Source organism: Lactococcus sp. KTH0-1S, from assembly GCF_052544945.1.
The window spans coordinates 1,381,385-1,405,435 of sequence record NZ_CP195165.1 but is presented as its reverse complement, the minus strand read 5'-3'; the positions used below and the strand labels follow the sequence as shown (position 1 = coordinate 1,405,435).

General features: G+C 34.3%; 19 protein-coding genes and 1 pseudogene. 13 read left to right on the top strand and 7 right to left on the bottom strand.

The features are described 5' to 3' along the window. Positions 1–217: 217 nt before the first annotated feature. The 4 genes from ACRYLU_RS06825 to ACRYLU_RS06810 all read left to right on the top strand — a co-directional run bounded on the left by ACRYLU_RS06825 (position 218) and on the right by ACRYLU_RS06810 (position 4,563). Positions 218–727 carry a hypothetical protein gene (locus ACRYLU_RS06825; RefSeq protein WP_311866525.1) on the top strand — a complete coding sequence of 170 codons (510 nt, stop codon included), beginning with the start codon at positions 218–220 and terminating at the stop codon, positions 725–727. 1,902 nt (positions 728–2,629) lie between these two features. Then, positions 2,630–2,848: a hypothetical protein gene (locus ACRYLU_RS06820; protein WP_260310400.1), complete on the top strand. Its 219-nt coding sequence runs from the start codon at positions 2,630–2,632 to the stop codon at positions 2,846–2,848. An 836-nt stretch (positions 2,849–3,684) separates the two neighbouring features. Continuing rightward, positions 3,685–4,113, top strand: a complete 429-nt coding sequence (locus ACRYLU_RS06815) for a universal stress protein (protein WP_038600546.1) — start codon at positions 3,685–3,687, stop codon at positions 4,111–4,113. Positions 4,114–4,209: 96 nt separating this feature from the next. Further along, on the top strand, positions 4,210–4,563 hold the full coding sequence (locus tag ACRYLU_RS06810; protein WP_038600549.1) for a DUF1304 domain-containing protein: 354 nt from the start codon (positions 4,210–4,212) through the stop codon (positions 4,561–4,563). 49 nt (positions 4,564–4,612) lie between these two features. Here ACRYLU_RS06810 and ACRYLU_RS06805 read toward each other — a convergent pair. Then, positions 4,613–5,300 (bottom strand): annotated as a pseudogene (locus ACRYLU_RS06805) (TraX family protein). Between the two features lie 182 nt (positions 5,301–5,482). Then, positions 5,483–6,037, bottom strand: a complete 555-nt coding sequence (locus ACRYLU_RS06800) for a TMEM175 family protein (RefSeq protein ID WP_038600554.1) — start codon at positions 6,035–6,037, stop codon at positions 5,483–5,485. Positions 6,038–6,280: 243 nt separating this feature from the next. On the opposite strand from ACRYLU_RS06800, the gene ACRYLU_RS06795 reads away from it, so the two are divergent. From ACRYLU_RS06795 to yoaB, 4 genes are all read left to right on the top strand, one after another. Beyond that, the gene (locus ACRYLU_RS06795) at positions 6,281–7,111 is read left to right on the top strand and encodes a hypothetical protein (RefSeq protein ID WP_445080801.1); all 831 of its coding nucleotides are present in this window, start codon (positions 6,281–6,283) and stop codon (positions 7,109–7,111) included. 194 nt (positions 7,112–7,305) lie between these two features. After that, complete coding sequence (locus ACRYLU_RS06790) at positions 7,306–7,548, top strand: hypothetical protein (protein WP_229049655.1); 243 nt, start codon at positions 7,306–7,308, stop codon at positions 7,546–7,548. 188 nt (positions 7,549–7,736) lie between these two features. Continuing rightward, entirely contained in the window at positions 7,737–8,459 is a 723-nt protein-coding gene (locus ACRYLU_RS06785) for an epoxyqueuosine reductase QueH (protein WP_038600558.1), read from the top strand. 258 nt (positions 8,460–8,717) lie between these two features. Next, positions 8,718–11,354, top strand: a complete 2,637-nt coding sequence (gene yoaB, locus ACRYLU_RS06780; RefSeq protein WP_038600560.1) for a cation-translocating P-type ATPase — start codon at positions 8,718–8,720, stop codon at positions 11,352–11,354. Between the two features lie 41 nt (positions 11,355–11,395). Here yoaB and ACRYLU_RS06775 read toward each other — a convergent pair whose 3' ends face one another. Next, positions 11,396–12,025, bottom strand: coding sequence for a glycoside hydrolase family 73 protein (locus ACRYLU_RS06775; RefSeq protein ID WP_012897981.1), 630 nt, complete (start codon positions 12,023–12,025; stop codon positions 11,396–11,398). A 182-nt stretch (positions 12,026–12,207) separates the two neighbouring features. Between ACRYLU_RS06775 and ACRYLU_RS06770 the strand changes: the two genes are divergently transcribed. From ACRYLU_RS06770 to ACRYLU_RS06760, 3 genes are all read left to right on the top strand, one after another. Next, on the top strand, positions 12,208–12,681 hold the full coding sequence (locus ACRYLU_RS06770; RefSeq protein ID WP_015426594.1) for a glutathione peroxidase: 474 nt from the start codon (positions 12,208–12,210) through the stop codon (positions 12,679–12,681). A gap of 311 nt (positions 12,682–12,992) precedes the next feature. Continuing rightward, positions 12,993–16,187: a carbamoyl-phosphate synthase large subunit gene (gene carB, locus ACRYLU_RS06765; RefSeq protein WP_260310398.1), complete on the top strand. Its 3,195-nt coding sequence runs from the start codon at positions 12,993–12,995 to the stop codon at positions 16,185–16,187. A gap of 435 nt (positions 16,188–16,622) precedes the next feature. Further along, positions 16,623–17,159, top strand: a complete 537-nt coding sequence (locus ACRYLU_RS06760; protein WP_038602816.1) for an rRNA large subunit pseudouridine synthase E — start codon at positions 16,623–16,625, stop codon at positions 17,157–17,159. Positions 17,160–17,188: 29 nt separating this feature from the next. Here ACRYLU_RS06760 and ACRYLU_RS06755 read toward each other — a convergent pair whose 3' ends face one another. The 4 genes from ACRYLU_RS06755 to ACRYLU_RS06740 form a co-directional block, all read right to left on the bottom strand. Continuing rightward, a complete protein-coding gene (locus ACRYLU_RS06755) occupies positions 17,189–17,974 on the bottom strand; it encodes a TPM domain-containing protein (RefSeq protein WP_058205437.1) in 786 nt (261 codons plus the stop codon). Continuing rightward, positions 17,971–19,110 carry a TFIIB-type zinc ribbon-containing protein gene (locus ACRYLU_RS06750; RefSeq protein WP_445080800.1) on the bottom strand — a complete coding sequence of 380 codons (1,140 nt, stop codon included), beginning with the start codon at positions 19,108–19,110 and terminating at the stop codon, positions 17,971–17,973. The genes ACRYLU_RS06755 and ACRYLU_RS06750 overlap by 4 nt, the downstream gene beginning before the upstream one ends. Before the next feature lie 159 nt (positions 19,111–19,269). Then, positions 19,270–20,481, bottom strand: a complete 1,212-nt coding sequence (locus ACRYLU_RS06745) for an SPFH domain-containing protein (protein WP_058205439.1) — start codon at positions 20,479–20,481, stop codon at positions 19,270–19,272. A 166-nt stretch (positions 20,482–20,647) separates the two neighbouring features. Then, positions 20,648–21,586 carry an acetylxylan esterase gene (locus ACRYLU_RS06740; protein ID WP_445080799.1) on the bottom strand — a complete coding sequence of 313 codons (939 nt, stop codon included), beginning with the start codon at positions 21,584–21,586 and terminating at the stop codon, positions 20,648–20,650. Between the two features lie 98 nt (positions 21,587–21,684). Here ACRYLU_RS06740 and ACRYLU_RS06735 point away from each other — a divergent pair, with 98 nt between their 5' ends. Both ACRYLU_RS06735 and ACRYLU_RS06730 read left to right on the top strand, forming a co-directional pair. Continuing rightward, positions 21,685–22,611 carry a glycoside hydrolase family 113 gene (locus tag ACRYLU_RS06735; protein WP_038600580.1) on the top strand — a complete coding sequence of 309 codons (927 nt, stop codon included), beginning with the start codon at positions 21,685–21,687 and terminating at the stop codon, positions 22,609–22,611. Between the two features lie 115 nt (positions 22,612–22,726). Continuing rightward, entirely contained in the window at positions 22,727–24,046 is a 1,320-nt protein-coding gene (locus ACRYLU_RS06730; protein WP_256294092.1) for an ABC transporter substrate-binding protein, read from the top strand. Positions 24,047–24,051 lie beyond the last annotated feature (5 nt).

Here is a 24,051-nt window from a genome sequence, read left to right as displayed (position 1 = left end):
TTTTTATTACACTTGTATAAATCGATTTTTGGTATATTAAGATAATTATTCATTCTATGAATTAGATAAGTTGGGCTATTAAGCGGTTTTTGGGGGTATAGTTTTTTTATATAACTAAAAAATACAGTTTTTTTAATAATTGGTATTGCTAAAACGTAATGCATATGCTACAATACTTTTTGTGTGTAAATTTTGAAAAAAAGAGGAAACTTTAAAAATGAAAATCAAAAAGATTATCATTGCAGCAGCAACATTTGCTATTGTATTTAGCGCAACTATCGGTGTTAAAACATTAGCAGACAATTATTGGACTGGACATGGAGAAATTCAGACCATTAACAATAACATCGATACACTTTCAAATCGAGTTAAGACAAAAAATCAAACAATTTCTGATTTAAATAATACAATTGCAAACTTAAAAAGTTCAGTTGATTCTCAAAATTCACAAGTAAGTGCACTTCAAGCTCAGTTAGCACAAGCAAATGTGGATAAACAAAATGAAATTCAAGCTAAGATTAATGAAATCAATGCTAAAATTGCAGAAGGCAATCAAAAAGTAGCCGATAAACAAAAAGAAGTTGATTCAGCAAATCAAACAATTGCCCAATTAAATCAACAACTTAATGATTTGCGTCAACAGTCCAGTCAAAGTAATGACCAAGCTTTACGTGAGGTACAAGATACTAGAGCAAAGTCAGACCAAGCTGTTAAAGATGCACAATAAAACATATGATTAAAGCCCTGACATAGTGATTTGACCCCTAATAAATAGACTTAAAAGTCTAGTTATTAGAGGTATATCACTATGTTAGGGTTATTTTTAAAAATTTATATTGACTTAGGATTATTTCTATAGGTTGGCTATTATTTTACATTTTCAGTTGGATGATTCATTCCTTTCCAGTCCTCCAATGCATAGCTAAATTCATAGGATTCTAATCCTTCTGATAGAAGAATCAATAACGCTTATTACTAATGTAGTCCCAGCTGTCAAATCATATACACATAAATTTTATTCTTACCAAGTTGTTTTACATGATTTTGCAAATCTTTAGATAGGTAAATAAATTTATTTAAACGATAAAACTGTCAGAAAATATAAGTAGAGTAACGATGAAAATTGAGTAGAAATTTTAATAATTGTTGCTATTATAGCTATTCAAACATTTTGTGGATATATTGGAAATAAACATCTGGTTCTATCCTTCCTATAATATTTCTGAGCTTTTAGCTTTCTTTTTATAGGAGTGGACATTAGGATTTAATTTTAAAGATATATTTATGTCATTCCTAGTTTTTTTGTACTTGTTACGATTTATGAAAGCGGAAAAGAGGCAAAAAAGAATAAGATAGAAAAGAGTCGGAGAAGATTACAGCAAAAGATGTTTCGAATAAAAAATAGTAGTTGGTATTCAATCCCGACTTCGGTCAGGGCTTTAACAATTGTCGATGTCCTTACTATAATAAAATATATTAGCAATGCTTCATCATCAATTTGTATTTGTTTATTTCCATGTAACCACTATGATACTCCAGACCAGATTAAAGCAGTTATAAAAGCATAAAAAATGAAATTATGTAACTCCATCTGTCGAGTTAATTTAGTTAGTTTAAGTTAATTTTTTATAGGAATCACCCTCGCTTCGTCGGGTATTTCTTTTTATCAAAAAAACCTACTAGTTGTGGACTAGTAGGTTAATCTAAATGGGTAATTATGGCAAAGTACTTCAGAGTATATAATGAAGGAGGTGGGATTTGAACCCACTAAATATTAATATTCTCCCAACCATTTTCGGGTTTCCTTCTTAATTGATAATTTAAGAATACCAATAAATGATAACGGTGTCAAAAGAAATGCATTGTGTAAAAATTTAGAAGAAAAGAAGACTATAAATTCAAAAATAGATGATTCATTTTATAATTTTCACGCTAATTATTTCGAAAATACTTTAACCATCATTGAGCTGTTGTTATTGCTTCGAGTATTTGATGTCCATTGATATTTTCTTTTTATCAATTAATAATTTGTTAACGAATATTATTGCTTACGACAAAATAAATGGAAATACTAACAAGGGTCATATCATTTTATGCGAGTGATATTGATATAATAGATAGAAATGCCTCAGACAGGATGACGTTTTTATAGGTTGACAAAAATAGGTTACTATAGTATAATTTAATCGCTTACATAAATGCTGTAAAGTCCTCACAGTCCTGTCAGTTCTTTACAAGGATGAGCTTCGGTTGGCTCTTCCCATTTATTCATATTAGCCACTCTTCGGAGTGGTTTTTTTAATTCTCTGAATTAAATGTAACCAAATAAAAATTCTCACAGGTTGAATTTTGACTGATGTCGACAAAATATAATTTTGCTTGGTTTGTGGTAGTCGCCCTAATCTTATTGGTATCTTTATATTTTATAATATAAAGATATCCGTTTGGTGGATAGATAATATTTAAAGACAGAAATAAAAATAGTTGCCAAACACTAAATGATTAAAAAGGTCTCAAACAAGTTAAAGCCAAACTTATCATGTTCAGCAGGTTAGCAAAAGCGAAGTTTATGAGATTTGAATTATAGTAAAACTTTGCTACATAATTAGGTAACAAGGAGAGAAATTTAATGGAAGATGATTCTGAAAAAAGAAGTATAGTAGTATCAATCGCAGGCTTAATTTTTGGTGTGGCACTTATTGGTGTTGGAATAAATTATTTGGGCTCAGTAATAGGTTTTTATCAGTTCATGGTGGAGTTATTTCCAATTTTCTTCAGTCTTCTTCTGATAGAATCATTTAAAAAAATAAGAAAAAAATACTTCAAGAGTTTGATGATGAAAAAATAAAAAAGTGAGGATCAATATAAATGGGTATTAATTTTTAAATTTTTAAAATTAGTAAGCAAAAACTAGTTATACATAGATAAATAAAAATAGTATATAATAAGTTAGTAAAAAGGAAGTGGAGCGTCATTTTGAAAAAGGTTTATTTTTTTTGGACAGGGAATTCTTATCATTCTCAGATGGCAGAAGGCTATGGGTATAAATTTCTAAAAGATGGGAAGTTCATTCTGTGAGGATAGAAACTCATGGATTTAACTCTCGTGCAGTCCAGGTGATGGCTGAGGATGATGTAGATCTCTCTCTAACCATTAATCAGATTTAATTGATGTGAAGTGTTTTAATGAGAGTGATTTAATTAATGCTCTTTGTAGAGATGCTTTGGATAAACGTCTGATGATTCCTGAATGAACATTGTGTTTCAGAAGATCAAGCTAGTGCTCTAGGAACAGAAGCAGTAATTTTGTCTGAATTTGGAAAAACAAGAGATTTAATAAAGAACAAGTTAAAATGATTCAAAAGTGATTTGTTTCATCTATAAAAAAACGGGAAATGAAGTATAAAATCGGACAATTATTGAGTTTATTAGATGCGAAATATAAAGGAATTATCGGTACGGTAATCATTGAAAATAAAGCATGAAACTTAGTTAGAACTAATGGAAGTTAACAATCATATCTCAAAGAAGAAGAACTTAAAGAGTACAAAAAATAAATAAGTTATTCCTGATTTTTATCAGGGATTTTTTGTTGCTCTTTTTTCATAAAATATTTTGTTTATCGCTTTCATTTTTTTAGTGTTAGTATTATAATAAAATTATAAGAATAGGTGGAGGTTTTATTATGGCGAAACAGTATAAAAAAATATTGGTCCCTGTTGACGGCTCTGACCAAGCTTATAATGCAGTTCGAGAAGGAGTTATGCTAGCTCAGTGGTCCGAAGCAGAATTAATAGTGTTGACTGTTAAAGATTTGGTGCGATATTATGGTATTGCAAACTATGGTATAGTTGAAACACCAGGCTTGGATCAATTGGCAAGTGATATTTTACTTAAAGTAGGCTCTATTATTCCAGCTGAGTTTAATTTTAAAACTCAAATTTTATCAGGTTCTCCAAAGCGAGAAATCGTTCAGTACGCTAAAGATAATGATATTGATTTGATTGTTATGGGAGCTACTGGTGCAGGAGCATTTGATAGATTACTTGCAGGATCTACGACTAACTACGTTGTAAATCATGCACCTTGTGGTGTAACTATTGTACAAGGATAAAAATTAGTTTTTGAAAAAAAGAGCTATCACTAGTGACAGTTCTTTTTGTTTTTTATATCTAATTTATGCTGATATAATCTAGTTGAGGAGAAATTTATGATATCACTTATTTTAATAATTATTGTGGGAATAGAGCATTTATTGTTTGGATTTATTGAGATGTTTGGAGGAACAAAGTTACAAGCTGATGCTTTTGGTTTTGATGAATCTGAATTAAAAAATAAGACATTGCAGGTTGCGCTCTCCAATCAAGGAATTTATAATCTTGGTTTTGGTTTGATGATTATAGTGCTAGCCATAATGAATGCAGCTACTACCGTTTTTATTATTGCGATGCTTTTTGTCATCTTAGTTGGAATCTATGGTGCTTTGACAGTGACGAAAAAAATATTATTTGCCCAAGCTTTGCCGGCTCTTGTAACTTTAATAGCTCTTTTGCTATCGCTTTGAACTTAAAATTAACTTCTTTAAAGATAAAAAACGCTTAGATTAGCGTTTTTTATTTCAAATCTATTTTGTTGTTTAGTAAGTGACCAATAATAAACAAGATCCAGATATGAATTGGATAAAAACCATAGAAAAAATGTTTTTCAAAGGCTGAAGAGCGACCACCCTTTTTGCCGTTGTATAGGTAAATAAAAAGTAGACCGGTGATGATTAGGAATTCTGGGTTAAGAGAAATACTTTGCCAGAGCGACATGGAAGTATCAAAAGAAAAAACCTATAGAAGAAATAAGATTGATAAAAGTATTTTACCAATATAAAGAATCCAACCTTTTCTATTTTTACGTGATGAGTACATTAAAGATGGAAGGATTAGCACAACTAAACTTGCTTCTGTAAATATTGAAAGAGCTGAAACGAAAATGAGCGGAAAAATTAGCAATATTTTTTCTTTTCTATAATAGTATCAAGGAGCCATACAGCATTAAAACCACAAGCTAAACTCAGAAAGATATTTGGATTAAGGATAGTAAAAAAGCTTATGGAGACATTCATGAGATAATGTATGACTAAATTTCCTAGGGTCATGACTGCTCCAGCAACTAGAAGGCGTGTTATTATTTTTCGACTTCGGGTATCCCAAGAAGTCCTAGAAGAACTTCTAGGTAAATATGGTCAAGTAGCATGATTACAATTGCTGTTATTTTAAGTTGACAGCCAGATAAACCAAAATGTTTTTTCAAAAAAGTACCTCACAAAAATATATTTTACTTATCAATTTTAACATGGAAAATAAAAGGGATAATTTACGTTTATGCAAGGTCAGTTTTGAAGAAATACTCATTTATGTTTCAAAAATAAATTGTTTGGAGTCAAGAAATCTATAAATCGTAAAACAGAAATAAAAAAAACGTTGTTTAGACGCTTAATCAAAATTACTATGTCTCCCCCAATTTATTGACATTAAAATAGTCACTATTGGTAGAGCATACAACCAAACCAGTGATATCAGAGCTCCAGGTAGTAAAAAGACTAGAAAGATTTTAATTCTCTCCAGATTTCTCTTTCGAAGAGTTGCACTTCCATTGTATTGTTTATAAATCATTTGACTGAAAACAATCAAACTAATCCAAGGAATTAAGTAAGTTGAAACATAGGCTAAACTTGCAGTCAGAGAGTTTGGATGTTCTGCGTGTGCAACAGTTGAAAAGGGGAAGAGACAAACAATAAGTAGAATCCAATGATTAGACCAGAGAATTAACTCATCAACTTTATTTGATTTGATAAATGTCATTACATGGTGTAGTGAGTTCCAAATGGAAGCAAGGGCAACAAAAGTAGTGATATAAATAAGGAGCATCAGTAATACATTTGGTGAAAAAAGATTTCCGTCTTCTGGAACTTTAAATTCTAAAACTGTTAGGGTCATTACTACGGCAAATATTCCGTCGGTAAGCGCCTCTATTCTGCTTTTATTCATACTTATAATTATAGCAAAAAAAAGCTAATAAACTTTGTTATAGAAAGAGCTTATTAGCTTTTTATTAATATCTTATATAGGTGTTGTTAGTTGAACCGCGAGTGACTAGATAGAAATTCCCATCTGGCAAAACTTGATAAAGTCCCACTAAAAGAATTGTATCAAAAGAAATACAAAGAAATACATCTAAATGATAGATTTTTAGATTAATTTAAGTTAGAATGATTTTAGGAGGAGTATTAGATGAAAAAGTTAACAAAAAGGCAATCTGCTGCTATTGGAGTGGTGTCGGTTTTAATTATTGGTGGACTAAGCTTTGCATTAGTAAAACATAATGAAACTGGTGGAGTAAAAACAAATGCTTCTAGTTTAAAAAATAGCTCAAAAAAGGAAATCACTTCAAAAACTAGTGAAATAAATGAAGGCCAGAAAAGTTCAAGCAGCCAACCATCAAGTAGCAGTCAAGAAGAAACAACTCAAAGTCAGTTGAGTGTGGATACAAAAAATCTAACTGAAAATCAATTTGAGCAATGGGTAGCAATCACACAGAGCAATCAAATGAAAGATACTCATCCTCTTCGAATTACTGTTTCTAAAAATGATAATAATTTGTATCAAGCAAAAATAGATTATACTGCGACGCAAATTGATTCCGTTAACGCTTATGAAGTTAATAGTTCAGGAGAACTTGAAGCGATTGACTTTGAACATTATCCGGCAATGAAAGTTGTATCACAAAGTTTTCCAGATATTAAACAAAATCAATTAACAACGAATCAAATAAATATGTGGGTAGTAGCTGTTCAAGATGCTTTATTTGAACAAAAGGGGTTGAAACCTGGGATTGATGTGGTCTATGATTTAGAAACGGCTACTGATGGTAATATTGCAAATGTGAAGGTTTTTAAAATAGATTATTCACCAACGTCTAATGGTGGTGCTGATAATGCTAATAAAACATTAGTTAACGAATTTAGAATTAATTCTGATGGTAATTTAGAAATTAAAGATGTAAATAGTGATGCTGGTTACAGAATTATTTCTAAAGTCTATATGGATACTTCTACGGTCTGATAGATTATAATATTTTTTAAATAACCTAAATAATTTTTAAGATTTTCATAAATTATTTAAGGTTATTTTTTCTGAGAATCATTCAAAAGTTCGAGAAGCGTTTTGAATTTTAGGTTATCGAAACATTTGTTTGAAGTTGAAAAATTTACCAGACCGGAATTATATAATTGGTGCTCATTTTTTCAAATTCACACATGGAAGTGGAAGAAGTTGTGACGGAATTCTGGAAAGAAATAGTTAAAGAAATTTCAATATTTGCCAGATTTAATGCTAAAGATGGTTGGGAAATTTGGTTAATAACAGGAGTTTCAAGTTTAACTTTTACTGCTTTTATAAAAAGTAAAAATAAAAAATTAGAAAAAAGTTTAGCGAGAAGAAGAAAAAATAGTTCTTTTAGTGAGGAGATTATTTTTGTGATTAACAAAAGTTACCAATAAATGGTATTGAAAGCAAAGTCGAAAATGGGTAGAATTATCTTATCCAATATCTCTTAGATTTTTCAAATTTCCAAGAATTTGATGTAACAGATATAATAACCAATTGTGGCCTCTTAAATGAGGCCATTTTTTATTTCAAAATATGATATAATAATTGACAGAAATAGAGAGAATTTAAGGATGTAATGATGGAAAACAGTTTAAATATCATTGAAAAAATGAATCCTAATCAAAAAATAAATTATGATCGTGTTTTTCAAAAAGTTCGCGAAAGTTGGGAAAGAGATTCTGTTCGTCCCAAAATTTTACTTCATTCTTGTTGTGCCCCTTGTAGTACTTATTCATTAGAATACCTTACACAATCAGCCGATGTGACGATTTATTTTGCTAATTCAAATATTCATCCGTCAACTGAATATACAAGAAGAAAGATGGTTCAAGAACAATTTGTAAAAGATTTTAATGAACGGACAGGAAATAATGTTCAATTTATTGCTGCCGAATATGAACCAAATGTCTTTTTACAAATGGTTCGTCAAAAACATTTAGAGAATGAACCTGAGGGTGGGAAACGTTGCACCTCTTGTTTTGAAATGCGATTGGATATAGTTGCTGAGAAGGCTTTAGAACTTGGTTTTGATTATTTTGGTAGTGCTTTGACTTTATCGCCAAAGAAGAATAGTCAATTAATTAATGAAATTGGTCTTGATATTCAAAAGATTTATGATGTGAATTATCTTCCAAGTGATTTTAAGAAGAATAATGGCTATAAACGTTCTGTAGAGATGTGTAAAGAATACGATGTTTATCGTCAATGCTATTGTGGATGTATTTTTGCGGCTAAAGCTCAAGGGATTGATTTAAAAGAACAGAATCGAGAAGCTATTAAATTTATTAGAAATCAAACATAATCATAGATTTGTATTTAAAAAATAAGAAAATAACTTGACAAAAAGTCCCATTTTTAATAAAATGGGAATAACTTAAATATTCCAAAGGGGAGTAGCGTCGGTAAGACCGAAACAAAGTCGTCAATTCGTGAGATTCTCACCGGCTTTGTTGACATACTTATGTATGTTTAGCAAGACCTTTGCCAGTTTTGATATCTGGCAGAGGTCTTTTTTTGTAAAACCTCTCATGATATCAGTTAGAAATAAAGGAGAATCATTATGCAGTCTTACAATCAATCCGTAAATGAAGTTTTAGAGGAAACTAAAAGTCAATTCGAAGGTTTGAGTCCAAAAGAAGTTGAAAATCGTCAAGCTAAAGATGGTTTTAATGAGTTGAAAGAAAAGAAAAAGACTTCAACTTGGGAACTTTTTATTGACACTTTGAAAGACCCAATGGTTATCATCTTACTTTTAGTTGCGTTTGTTCAACTTTTCTTGGGGGAATTTGTTGAATCACTCGTTATCTTCATTGTTTTGATGATTAATTCAGTGGTTGCGGTTGTGCAAACTAAACGAGCAGAAAGTTCTTTAGATGCTCTGAGACAGATGTCGGCACCCTCAGCTAAAGTTTTACGTAATGGAGAGAAAATATCAATTCCTGCGCGTGAGCTTGTTGTCGGTGATATTGTTTCACTTGAGGCCGGTGATTTTATTCCAGCAGATGGACGTTTAATTGATGTTCAAAACTTACGTGTTGAAGAAGGAATGCTGACAGGTGAGTCTGAACCGGTTGAAAAATTTTCAGATGTCATTGAGGGAGAAGTTGCACTTGGTGACCGCAAGAATATGGTCTTCAGTTCAAGTCTTGTTGTTTATGGACGGGCAGATTTTCTTGTAACAGCAATTGCTGAGCAAACCGAGATTGGTAAAATTGCTCAAATGTTGGAGACTGCAGAAGCTAAACAAACGCCACTTCAACAAAAATTGGAAAAATTTGGGAAACAATTAGGTTGGGCAATTTTAGCGCTCTGTGCTTTAATTTTTGCTGTTCAAATTCTGAGACTCTTTACGACAAATCAAACGGCTGATATGCAAAAGGCTGTTCTTGATTCATTCATGTTTGCAGTTGCAGTTGCGGTTGCTGCAATTCCTGAAGCTCTTTCATCTGTTGTTACAATTGTTTTATCTGTTGGAACAAATAAAATGGCAAAACAGCATGCGATTATGCGTAATTTGCCAGCTGTAGAAACATTGGGTTCAACTTCGGTCATTTGTACTGACAAAACTGGAACTTTGACTCAAAACAAAATGACCGTTGTTGATTCTTACTTACCAACGCAAGGCAGTAAAGAACTGACAGATTTAACACAGGCAGACCAAAAATTGTTACTTAATGCAATGGTGCTTTGTAATGATTCATCATTTTCACAAGAAGGTCAAGCACTGGGTGACCCTACTGAAGTGGCTTTAATTGCTTACAGTGACAAAATCGGCTATCCATATCAAGATTTAAGAGAAAAATCACCACGTCTGGCTGAATTTCCATTTGATTCAGAACGTAAATTAATGAGTACAATCAATGATTTTGAAGGTCAGAAAACAATTTTTGTTAAAGGTGGCCCAGATGTACTCTTTAATCGCTGTAATCAAGTTTTCTTGGATGGAAAAGTGCAAGAATTTACTCCTGAATTGAAAGAGAAATTTCAAGCTCAAAATGAAGCTTTCAGTCAAAAAGCGCTTCGTGTATTAGCTTATGCTTACAAACCTGTCAGTGATGATAAGACTGAACTCACACTTAATGACGAAAATGATTTGATTCTGATTGGTCTGTCAGCAATGATTGACCCACCGCGTGAGGCTGTTTATGATTCTATTGCTGAAGCAAAAAAAGCCGGTATTAAAACGATTATGATTACGGGTGACCACAAAACGACAGCACAAGCCATTGCCAAAGATATTGGTTTGATGAACGAAGGAGATATGGCGCTCACTGGTCAAGAACTTGACGCACTGACTGAGGAAGAACTTCGTGAAAACTTAGAAAAGATTTCAGTTTATGCTCGTGTGTCTCCTGAAAATAAAATTCGGATTGTTCGTGCTTGGCAAAATGAGCATCAAGTAACCGCGATGACCGGTGATGGTGTAAATGATGCTCCAGCCCTGAAACAAGCTAATATTGGGATTGCAATGGGTTCAGGGACAGATGTAGCAAAAGATGCGTCAAGTATGATTTTGACTGATGATAATTTCGTATCAATTGTTTCTGCTGTATCAATTGGTCGTGTGGTTTATGATAATATCAAAAAATCAATTAGTTACCTTTTCTCTGGAAACTTAGGAGCGATTATTGCGATTGTCTTTGCTTTGGTCGTGGGCTGGGTCAATCCATTTACTGCTTTGCAACTTTTATTTATTAACTTGGTCAATGACTCTGTCCCAGCAATTGCCTTAGGGATGGAAAAAGCAGAACCAGATGTTATGGAAAAAGCTCCTCGTCAGTTAAATGAAGGAATCTTTGCCAATGGGTTAATGCGGGTTATTTTGATTCGGGGTTCATTGATTGGGATTGCGGCGATTATTTCGCAATATGTTGGACAAAAAACATCACCTGAAATGGGTGTGGCTATGGCCTTTACAACATTGATTTTGGCACGTACTTTGCAAACTTTTGCTGCACGTTCAAATTCACAAAATATTTTAAAACTTGGTTTTACAACGAATAAATATGTTTTGATGGCTGTGACCTTCTGTCTTGCTTTATACAGCTTGACTACTCTTCCATTCCTCAGAGAAATTTTCTCAATTCCAGCCTCTTTTGGTTGGTCTCAATGGGTTGTAGCAGCAGGGCTTGCCGTAATTGCTGTAATCTGTATGGAAATTCTCAAGTCAATTAAAGGCGTTTTTGAAAAACATTAAAATTTTAAAAAAAATCACTGACAAAAATCTGTCAGTGATTTTTAAATACTTGAACTTTTATCATATTGATTTAAATGATAAGTTTCAATCATATTGATAAGTTTGTCAGCATAAGTGGGGTCTGTTGCATAGCCAGAGTTTTGAACGGCTTTAGCAGCAGTTTTATAATCAGTTGCACTAAGAACCGAAGCGTATTGTTTAGAATTCCAAGTTGTTCCGTAAAGGAAAAGCTGGGTGTGAGCCGAAACTGAGTCAGCAAAATTAGGATAAACACGGAAAACACCTTGGACAGTGACCCACTGACCATTTTCATATTCTTGCGTAGCAAGCGAAACCTTTGGCACATCACCAGAGGCTTTGACACCAAAAAGATTATGATATTTGCTTGCAAGTTCGCTTTTGCCAAAATTAGACTCAAGGCAGGCCTGAGCAATGGTGATAGAAGCGAGTACTTGACTTTCTTTTTGTGATTTTTGAGCGAGTGGAGCAATTTCTTTGATGAATTTATGTTCATTAATTTCTTGAAGTTGTGCTTCAGACGGCTTTTGTGCTTGATTATTAAAAATTTTATTATAGACTAAGATTCCTAAAATAACTAGGAAAATAAAGATGAGCTGTTTTAACAAGGATTGACGTCGATTTGGTTTTCTTCGTCGAGTTTTATATTTCATAAAAATAGTTTAACATAAAATTCAAGTTCTTGGCTTAAAAATCAATATTTGTTATACTAAAATTAGTTAAGAAGTAAGCGATAAAATTTCTGTCAGTAAAATTTTACTGACAGCCATAAATTTTTACTGACAGAATCGGTATTGTCAATAAATAATTAAATAAAAGCCATGGAGGCAATCAAATGAATTTTTATGATTTTAGTGCCGTTAAAATGAACGGCGAAACTGTTTCAATGTCTGATTTTAAAGGCAAAGTTGTAATTGTGGTCAACACTGCAAGTAAATGTGGCTTTACACCGCAATTTGAAGGACTTGAAAAGTTGTATGAAAACTATAAAGACCAAGGATTGGAAATTTTAGGTTTTCCCTGTAATCAATTTGCAAATCAAGACGCTGGCGAAAATTCGGAAATCAATGAATTTTGTCAATTAAATTATGGGGTCACTTTCCCCATGTTTCAAAAAATTAAAGTCAATGGTAAAGAAGCACATCCCCTTTATCAATTTTTGAAAAAAGAAGCAAAAGGGGCACTTAGCGGGACCATTAAATGGAATTTCACAAAATTTTTAATTGACCGAGAAGGAAATGTTATTGAACGTTTTGCACCAAAAACGGAACCTAAAGAAATGGAAGAAGAAATCCAAAAATTACTTTAATTAATTTCTTAATGAAAAGTGTTTTAAAACTTGTAAAAGCTCAATTATTTTGCTAAACTAATAAACAATAAAACTTTTAATCTAGTCCAGAGAGGCTAGCAAGGTTGTGAACAAGAAATATTACCCTTAAAACTTACTGACAGAACTGTCAGTAAGTTGCTAAGGCATTTTAGGACACATCTGCTAGGTTTCTGGCAGATGTTTTTGCTTTATTTATGACATTTTAATGTTGAAAATAAAGTGCGCAAGGAGCGAAGCGGGTTGTGAATCATTTGCAACGAAGTTATGCTTTACTACAAAGGAGAAAACAAATGCCAAAACGCAATGATATCAAAAAAATCATGATTATCGGTTCTGGACCAATCATTATTGGTCAAGCCGCAGAATTTGATTATGCAGGAACACAAGCCTGTCTTGCACTTAAAGAAGAAGGCTACGAAGTTGTTTTAGTCAATTCAAATCCGGCAACAATCATGACTGACAGAGAAATAGCTGACACTGTCTATATTGAACCAATTACTTTAGAGTTTGTCAGTAAAATTTTGCGTAAGGAACGTCCTGATGCCTTATTGCCAACACTTGGTGGACAAACAGGACTTAACATGGCAATGGAATTATCCAAAACAGGAATTCTTGAAGAGCTTAATGTTGAACTTCTTGGAACAAAATTAAGCGCCATTGACCAAGCAGAAGACCGTGAGCTCTTTAAAGAATTATGTGAAAGAATTGGTGAGCCACTCTGTGCCAGTGATATTGCAACAACGGTTGATGAAGCAGTTGAAATTGCTGACAAAATTGGTTATCCTATCATCGTCCGTCCAGCATTTACCATGGGTGGAACAGGTGGAGGAATTTGTGATACCGAAGAAGAACTTCGTGAGATTGTGGCAAATGGACTAAAACTTTCTCCAGTAACACAATGCCTAATTGAAGAATCAATTGCTGGATATAAAGAAATCGAATATGAAGTTATGCGTGATTCTGCTGACAATGCAATTGTTGTCTGCAATATGGAAAATTTTGACCCAGTTGGAGTCCACACAGGTGACTCAATCGTTTTCGCACCAAGCCAAACGCTCTCAGATAACGAATATCAAATGCTTCGTGACGCTTCACTAAATATTATTCGTGCCCTAAAAATTGAAGGGGGATGTAATGTTCAACTTGCCCTTGACCCACACTCTTATGAATATCGAGTAATCGAAGTTAACCCACGGGTAAGTCGTTCATCAGCCTTAGCCTCTAAAGCAACAGGATATCCAATTGCAAAAATGTCTGCTAAAATTGCGATTGGGATGACGTTAGATGAAATCATTAATCCAGTCACTAATAAAACTTATGCCATGTTTGAACCAGCACTTGACTACGTTGTAGCAAAAATCGCTCGCTTCCCATTTGATAAATTTGAAAATGGTGACCGCCACCTAGGAACACAAATGAAAGCAACAGGCGAAGTCATGGCAATTGGACGTAACATCGAAGAAAGTCTTCTAAAGGCCGTACGTTCATTAGAAATTGGTGTTTTTCATAATGATTTACAAGAAGCACAAGATGCAGATGATGAAATCCTCTATGAAAAAATGGTTAAAACACAAGATGACCGACTTTTCTATGTTTCAGAAGCGATTCGTCGTGGAATTCCGATTGAAGAAATTGCTGATTTAACCAAGATTGATATTTTCTTTCTTGATAAATTACTCCATATCGTCGAAATTGAAGATCAATTAAAAGTAAATATATTTGAACCAGAACTCTTAAAAACGGCTAAGAAAAATGGATTTTCTGACCGTCAGATTGCCAAATTATGGAACGTTAGTCCAGAAGAAGTAAGACGTCGTAGACAAGAAAATCAAATTATTCCAGTTTACAAGATGGTTGATACTTGCGCAGCTGAATTTGAAAGCTCAACGCCTTACTTCTATTCAACTTATGAATGGGAAAATGAATCTAAACGTTCAAGCAAAGAGAAAATAATTGTACTTGGCTCAGGTCCCATCCGTATTGGACAAGGAGTTGAATTTGATTATGCGACAGTTCACTGTGTAAAAGCACTTCAAGCCCTTGGAAAAGAAGCCATTGTCATCAACTCTAATCCAGAAACCGTTTCGACAGATTTCTCAATTTCAGATAAGCTCTATTTTGAGCCACTAACTTTTGAAGATGTGATGAATATCATTGACCTAGAACAACCGGAAGGTGTGATTGTTCAATTTGGCGGTCAAACAGCTATCAATTTAGCGGAACCTCTCTCTAAAGCTGGAGTTAAAATTTTAGGAACGCAAGTTGAAGATTTAGACCGTGCTGAGGATAGAGATTTATTTGAAAAAGCATTACAAGATTTAGAGATTCCACAACCACCAGGAGCTACAGCAACAAATGAAGAAGAAGCTGTTGCTAACGCTAATAAAATTGGTTATCCAGTCCTTATTCGCCCATCTTTTGTTTTGGGTGGTCGAGCAATGGAAATCATTAATAATGAAAAAGACCTGCGTGATTACATGAATCGTGCGGTAAAAGCTTCACCTGAACATCCAGTACTCGTTGATTCTTATTTACAAGGACGTGAATGCGAAGTCGATGCAATCTGTGATGGCACAGAAGTTCTTCTTCCAGGAATTATGGAACATATTGAACGAGCAGGGGTTCACTCAGGTGACTCAATGGCTGTTTATCCACCACAAACTTTTTCACAAGAAATTATTGATACAATTGTTGATTACACTAAACGATTAGCAATTGGTTTGAACTGCATCGGAATGATGAACATTCAATTTGTTATTTTTGAAGAACAAGTTTATGTCATTGAGGTAAATCCACGTGCGTCACGGACTGTTCCCTTTTTATCTAAAGTGACAAACATTCCAATGGCGCAATTGGCGACACAAATGATTTTAGGGAAAAACTTGAAGGACTTAGGTTACACAGAGGGCTTAGCGGAAACTCCTGATATGGTTCACGTGAAAGCACCAGTCTTTAGCTTTACAAAACTAGCAAAAGTTGACAGTTTACTTGGTCCAGAAATGAAATCAACAGGTGAAGCAATGGGTTCAGATGTGACCCTTGAAAAAGCACTTTATAAATCATTTGAAGCCGCTAAACTGCACATGGCAGATTATGGTTCGGTCTTATTTACAGTTGCTGATGAAGATAAAAAAGAAACGCTTGCACTTGCTAAAGATTTCGCAGAAATAGGTTATTCACTAGTAGCAACTCAAGGAACAGCTGCATTCTTTAAGGAAAATGGACTTTATGTCCGTGAAGTTGAAAAACTAGCTGGTGGAGAAGATGAAGAAGGAACATTAGTTGAAGATATTCGTCAGGGACGCGTTCAAGCAGTTGTGAACACAATGGGAAATACTCGTGCCTCATTAACAACGGCTACCGATGGTTTCCGTATTCGTCAAGAAGCAATTAGTCGCGGTATTCCACTTTTCACATCACTAGATACTGTTGCTGCAATTTTAAAAGTGATGCAAAGCCGGAGTTTCACAACAAAAAATATTTAACGAATAAAAAGTTTCAAAATTTAATTTGTCTATAACAAAACCATTATAAGAAAGAATGTTCTAAGGATTACTATCCCTGAACAAGGAGATTATTAGTCGTCAGTTTATTACTACTTGTCTTATTTTCATTATTTTGTTGTGGAAACATAAAAAACTCAAAAAGAGAAGAAACGAATGCTTAGTAAAAAAACTTCCTTTTACTCTAAAATAAAAAACTTTCATTTTAAAGGAGAGTTTTTTATTATTTTATTAGGGGCTTATATTAATATTAAACATTCTAATATTTTATTCTATTATTGGTCTTAAAGCAGTAAATCAATTAAAATTCCTCCATCAGTCTTAGCTATGACTCTGTTTGTAAGCTAATAATAATTTTTTTTGGTAAAATAATTAATAGAAATAGATTTGAGAAAGATGAACTTTTGCAAAAAAATTATGATTATATTATTTAATAAACCTTATGATGTACTAACAAAATTTACTGACGGAGAGGGTCGGAAAACTTTAAAAGATTATATTAAAATACCAAATGTTTATGCTGCTGGAAGATTGGATAAAGATAGTGAAGGTCTACTTTTACTGACAGATGATGGGAAGCTTAATCATTTACTGACAGACCCAAAATCAAAATCTTACAAGACTTATTTGGTTCAAGTTGAGGGAGAATTTTCGTCAGAAGCAGCGCAAAAGTTGCAAAAAGGTCTTTTATTAAAAGATGGAAAAACATTGCCTGCGAAAGTAAAATTAATTGATGAACCGGATTGGCTTTGGGAGCGTACTCCACCAATTCGTGAGCGAAAGGCAATTCCGACAAGCTGGGTTGAAATTTCAATCAAAGAAGGAAAAAATCGGCAAATTAGAAGAATGACGGCAGCGGTTGGCTTCCCAACGCTTCGATTAATTCGTTGGTCAATTGGTCAATATTCACTGGGAAATATAAAATCTGGGGAATATAAAATTATTCAAAAATAAAAAGGAATCATTTTGTGATTCCTTTTTATTTAGAAAGAACGTCCGCCACCAGAACCGTCACTGAAATTATTGTTATCAGAAGAAGGACGAGGGATAATTCTTGTAGTTATAAATGTGTTGACTAAAATATCTTCACGTTGATGGAGTTCTAAATTACCATTTCGGCCGTAATCGTAGCGCCATACGGCATGAGCGTCTTTCATTTGATAACGACGATAGATGGTCCAAACGAAGCCGCCAGCTGCAAGCAAAGAAATGATAAGAGCAATCAAAATTGATAAGGGTTGAAAGCTGCGATGGAAAGTTACAGCTCCTGTTTCGGAATTGATAGAATACTTTCTTGATGTTGGAATTCCTGCTTGATAATACTTAGAAACTTGGTCAAAAAATCCACTGACAGCCTGATAATAATTATTGTCAGTCAATTCGGGTTGGACAATGTCTAAGGTTTTTTCAATTCGACTTGAAGGCAGGTAGTATTTAAGATTTCCTGTTGCCCAAATATAAACTTTACGTAAGTTCATGTTAATGACCAAAACGACACCGTTGTTTTTAGCGCCTACTTTATCAGCTAAATAAGTTTTTGCCATTTGACTAGCAGGGGTAGAGCTTTCTGTCGTGACAACATAGACACCCGCTTTTGTTTCATTGGCCAATTTCTGAGCTTCTTGTTCAAGGAGGGTTACATTTCCACCTAAAAGTTGAAGATTATCTTCAACTCCTGATGAGAACGTCGCCGCTGATGTTTTTGGTGCAATGAGTAAAAAGAAGAAGCTTAAGAAAAATAAAGAAAGAATAACTAATTTTTTTCTCATGATAGCAAATACCCCACAATAATTCCAAGAAGAAGCACTAGAATAAAGATTCCAATGGCAACTGTCCAAAGTTTTTTCTTATCAATGGGTAGAAGTCCGGCTACTTTACCAGTTTGACCATTCATCGCGTAATAAAAGAGACGGTCATTGCCAGCTTCTTTATAAGTAACCAGCCAGATTGGGAGTAAAACGTAATCTTCATCGATATTTTTAATCTGCTGATTACTCTGTAAATTACTGACAGAAGTATAACCGACTATTGTTGATTCCATTAATCCGTCAGCATATTGCCGAAATTCCCGTTCAACATTTTCTTTCATATCAGGGAATTCAATATCTCGTTTTTCAGTTAAAAAGCCAGAAAGATATTGATTTTTAAAAGGAATAGCAGCAGTCATATCAAAAGGTTGAACAGCGCCAACCATTTTGTCTGACAGATTTTTTTTCAAGGCATTTTTGATTAAATTCTTAAATTTTGTCTCTCCACCCCGCTGAATCTCATATTGAGAATGTTCAGTGTATTCAGTGTCTCCAACTATCCAAACGCGTAAATTGGTGGCTTGCGCCGAAATACCGCCAGATAATTCAGCATCAACAGCCCAATAAGGAAAATAAACACCTGACAGATTTTGAATTTGTTTTTTGTCAAAAAAGGCCTTGGGAACAAATTTTTTCTTGCCCACCCAGTCTAAAAATTGTTCTTCAGCCGCTTTTCTCTCAATTTGAAAAGGGAGAATTTTTTCAGGAAGAAATTTACCAGACAATCGCTCGGTCAGAACAACTGGATTATGACAATAATAGCACCAAGTTGAAGCAGTTGTCGCATCAGTGACGATTTCTGCACCACAAGATGGACAGAGAAATAGTCCAATTTCTTCGTCAGTGTTTTTGTCAGCTTTTTTTTGGTCGCTGTCAGTAATTTTTTCCTTTTCGTCAGTCGTTTCAGCGTTACTGACCGAGCTGATAGGACTGTCAGTAACTTTTACTGCCTCTTGCTTGGCCTCGAAATCAGAAACTTCTTGTTCCGTAAATGTTGAACCACAATACTCACAGTGAAATTTTTGATTTTTGGGTTCAAAAAGCAGTGGGCCTCCACAATTGGGACATTTATGTGTAAGAACTTGGCTTTCGCTCATCGTTACTCCTTACTTTTAAGTTATGAAACCTGCTTTTTTAGCAGGGGAAATTCAGTTAGAAACTAAAAGAATTTTCATCAGAAATAAATTCTTAAAAATACGCAAAGACAAGCAGCCCTAATTTAGAACTACTTTATCTTAAATCATTATTTACATGTTTTAGAGCGCTTTGGCCACAAAAGGTTTACCGCATTCAGGACAGAATTTTGGAACACCATTCGCCAAATTAACGACTGCTCCACACTCGTTACAAGCCATATTTAATTCAGGCATAACAGGAGTTGCTGAGGGTTTCGCTTGCCCACAATTTGAACAGAACTTACCGGTATTTTTAGTATTACATTCAGGACAAGTCCAAGTATCGGCCTTGTTCTCTGCTTGAGATTGCATTTGAGCTTGATTAGTTTGTGAAAAACCAGCTAGATTTTGTCCACCCATATTCATTCCCATAAATGCATTTGTCGCACCACCAGTGTTTGAACCAGCGGCTTCAAGACCACGAGCAACAGCTCCTTGGACAAAACCTTCACGGATAGAAGGGTCACCAAGCATTGCGCCTTGATTACGCATGTTAATCAATTTTTGACTGTCATCAGTGTAAGAAATGCTAGCGACAGCAACAGAAACAATTTCCATTCCTCGCAACTGTTTCCAGTCTTCATCAAGAACAGAGGCCATGTATTTGCTGAGCTCCATACTTTTTGAAGTTAAGAATGAAACCCGTTCGCCCTGAGCAGAATATTGATTAATTGATGTATTTAAAGCCGTTAAAAATTCAGCCAAATATTGGTCATTAATTTCTTGAATTTCGACATGATCAGCATTTTTAGGAATGACGTTTGCGTAAAAAGCAAGAGGATCGGTGATTTTTATTGAATAAGTTCCATGTGTGCGCAAGAAAAGTTCCGCATTATAAAAATTATCAAAGTATTGTAGAGGTGTTGCTGTTCCAAATTTAATGCCTTTAATTTCTTGAAGATTGACATAATAAACTTCTTGTTTTTGAGGAGTTGTTCCACCAAATTTGAAACGGAAGAAGCTTTCTTGAATTGAATCACGCAAATCACCATTAAAAAGACTTGGCGCAGTGTCGTTTTTGACAGTATAATATCCAGGTTCAGCGGTGTAATCAATAATTTTACCACCATCCACAAGAATCATCATCATATTTTCATAAACGTGAACGATAGAACCGTCAGTAATTACGTCTTCGGTTCCTTTACGATTAGAACCACGTTTTGCATCTTTTCTTACTTTAATTCCCTTAGTGAAAACCGTTTGGTCTGACATTTCATTTGGCTCAATGACCTCAAGCCATTGGTCAGCCAACGCCCCACCGAGTGAACCTGTTGCAGCTTTAATAATTCCCATGTATTCTTTTACAAACAAATTCAATTCAAAACAAAATTTTAGAGAATGAATTTGCCTTCCTTTCCTTTAGTGAATAGCTCAGCTATTTGACTTAATTATATCAAATTTCTCTGACGAAACCTATCAATTATTTGAAAATTTACTAAAATCAGACTAAAGTCGGAATTTATTGATTCTCTCTTAACCAATCGCTAATTTTTGGAAGATATTCATGTCCATATTCAGGTAAGACATAGAGAGATTTTTTACTTTGTATTTTATTGTAAGCCGCCATTTGCGTAATCGGAGGAACAACAGTATCTTTGCCGCCTAGAATCCAAATGACCTCAGCCTTAATTCTTGGTGCTAAATTTTGAATATCAATGTATTCCAACTGATTAAAAAACCAGTCTTCTTTTAGATGAAGTGGATCTTTAAACTGAAACCAATAGGAGAGCTCTTCAAAAGCAGATTCCTCGGCACCAACCTCATAAGCTTTACGATAATCTGAAAGAAATGGATAAGTGGCAGTTACTTTTTTAATAAGTGGAGAAAGTGCGGCGCAAGCAATTGCAAGTCCCCCGCCTTGAGAAGCACCTTGTGTACTGATATCTGTTTCATCAACAAAATCAAACTCGGATAATATCTTTGTCGCACTCATCAAGTCCATGAATTGACGAACATAATAGAGGTTTTCATATCCCTCATCAATTCCTCGAACAATGAGTCCTTTCATCGTCATTCCAAAAGTTTGACTATTATCTTGACTTAAACCACCTTGCCCTCGACAATCAAGCGCAAGAACTACATTCCCTTCGGCCACTATCCCTATTTTATCGACCCAATCTCCACTATCACAATGATAACCATGGAATTGTAAGATGGCTGCGTGTTTCTCTTTCATATTTTTGGGAACAATTAATTGAGCATGAATTTTAGCTCCATCAATAGCTGTAAACCATAAATGATAAAACTTTGCTACCTTAGAGGAAAGGGTTTTTTCTATTAATTCAAATTCAAAATGATGATTCGAAACCAAATTAATTTTTTCATCCCAAAATTTTTCAAAAGTCTCTGGTTTAAGTGAACTTCCTTGATAATCCTGCCAATTGTTTATTTTTGTCATAATACTCTCCGATTTAGTCTTGCAATTCTTTTTGAAAAGGTTTACGCTTATTTTGTTTAATATAAGTATATACTTTTGATGAGAGAAAGGCAAGAAAAATGAAAGCAATCAAAGCAGCAAGTTTTGGATACTATGCTAAACCAGGAGAGTTAAATAATTGCAATGCTCAGCGGTCGATGAAAATTCTGAAAGAACGAACAAATATTAATACGATTGTTTTAACCATTGTAGCTGAGCAAGCAAATGCTCACACAACAAGCATTAATTGGCAGACTATGCCACCAAAAGATGAGGAAGTAAAAGCGACAATTCGCTATGCTCAAAGTCTGGGACTAGACGTCATTTTAAAACCAATGATTAATTGTACTGATGGCACTTGGCGAGCTTATATTAATTTTTTTGATATTGATGTTATTTGTGAGCCAAAATGGTCAGATTGGTTTGCAGCTTATACTGAATTTCAGCTTCATTATGCTAAAATCGCTCAAGAATGTGGAGCTACAATGTTTGTTGTAGGCTGTGAGCTCGTTAGCTCAGACCATCGAGAAAAAGAATGGCGGAAGTTGATTGACGATGTTCGTGAGATTTATAAAGGTTTGATTACTTATAATTGTGACAAATACCAAGAAAATCATTTGACTTGGTGGGATGCAGTTGACGTCATTTCAAGTTCTGGATATTATCCCTTTGATCAATGGGATAAAGAGCTAAGGCGAATCGAAAAAGTCATAAAAAAATATGATAAACCATTTTTCTTCTGTGAAGCAGGTGCTCCCAGTATTGATGGTGGAGATTTATTGCCAAATGATTGGACCATCAAAGGAGAAGTAAATCTTGAAGCTCAAACGCGGTATTATAAAGGAATGCTCACCGCTTGTGCCAAGGTAGATTTTGTCTTAGGTTTTGGTCTCTGGGATTGGAAAGCTCAAGTTTATTCTGAGGATCAGGCAAGATTTGACAAAGATTATGCTTTTTACAACAAACCAGCTGAAAAATTAATCAAAGATTATTATGATAAACCTTAAAGAACGAATAGTGTAATAAAATCAAAAAAAGTGTTGACAAAAATATTTTAAAAGTATATACTTATACCATAAAATAAAAACGCTTACAAAATAAGCGGATAAGGAGAAAGTCATCATGAAAAAACGGTATATTTTTGGTTCACTCGCTATTACAGGTCTGGCAGCACTAACGCTTGCAGCTTGCGGTAGCAAAACCTCTTCGTCGGGGACTGGAAAGAATATCAAGGCAACCATTACTTTTGTTAATCAAAAAACCGACATGCACTCCAATGGAATGTGGAAAAAGTATATTGCTGAGTTTAATAAAGAATACCCTAATATCACTATTAAAGAACAAGCCTTAAATAACTATGACCAAACAGAGCAAACACGGATGTCATCGAAAAATTTTGGTGATGTCGTTGCGATTCCAGCAGCAGTTGCACCAAAAGACTATCCTAATTTCTTTAGCTCACTAGGTAAAACCAAGGATTTAGAAAAGAAATATACTAGTCTACAAGACCGTACTTACAAAGGAGAACAATACGGACTTCCTTCAGAAGTCAATGCCAATGGTTTTGTCGTCAATTGGAATGTTTTCAAAAAAGCTGGTATTGATAAATGGCCCACGACCACAGATGAATTTATCCAAGATTTAAAAACAATTAAAGCAAAATTACCTGATGTTACTCCTTTGTATACCAACTATGCTTGTGGTTGGGCATTAGTTGATTGGGATTTCCAACGTTCATCAGTAGCTGGAGATCCAAACTTTGATTTAGCACTTGCCAAAACAGATAAACCTTTCACAGAAGGTCAGCCCATGTATACGATTTACAATACACTTTACACCGCGGCTAAAGATGGCTTGATTAATCATGATCCAACGACAGATGATTGGAATACTTCAGTTTCGCAAATGGCTAAAAATAAAGTTGCAGTGATGATGCTTGCGACATGGGCTGTTCCTCAAGTTCAAGCTCAAATGTCATCAAATAAAGATGCGATTAACGTCGAACCCTTCCCACAAACTGCTCCTGATGGTAAAACATATATGCTTGTTGGCGGCGACTATAACTGGGGAGTTAATAAAAACAGTAAAAATCAAGAAGCGGCTAAGGATTGGGTTAAATGGCTGGTAGATAAATCTGACTTCGCTAAAGATAATGGTGGAATGACAGCTATGAAAAATCAACCTTACCCAACAGATTTAAATGATGCTAAGAAAAATGGCGTCGTCTTCTTTGAAGCAGGTTCCACACCAGCAGATAAAGCAGACTTATTCTCAAATATTAATAATGGTTCGCAAGTCGGAATTGGTACAACTCAAACTGTTAAACAACAAATTATTGATTCAGGAGTTGGCTCATCTAAGAAGTCTTTTTCCTCTATTATGGATGGATTAAATACTGCTTGGTCACAAAATGTAAAACAATATAATCCGGATAAAAAGTAGAAAAT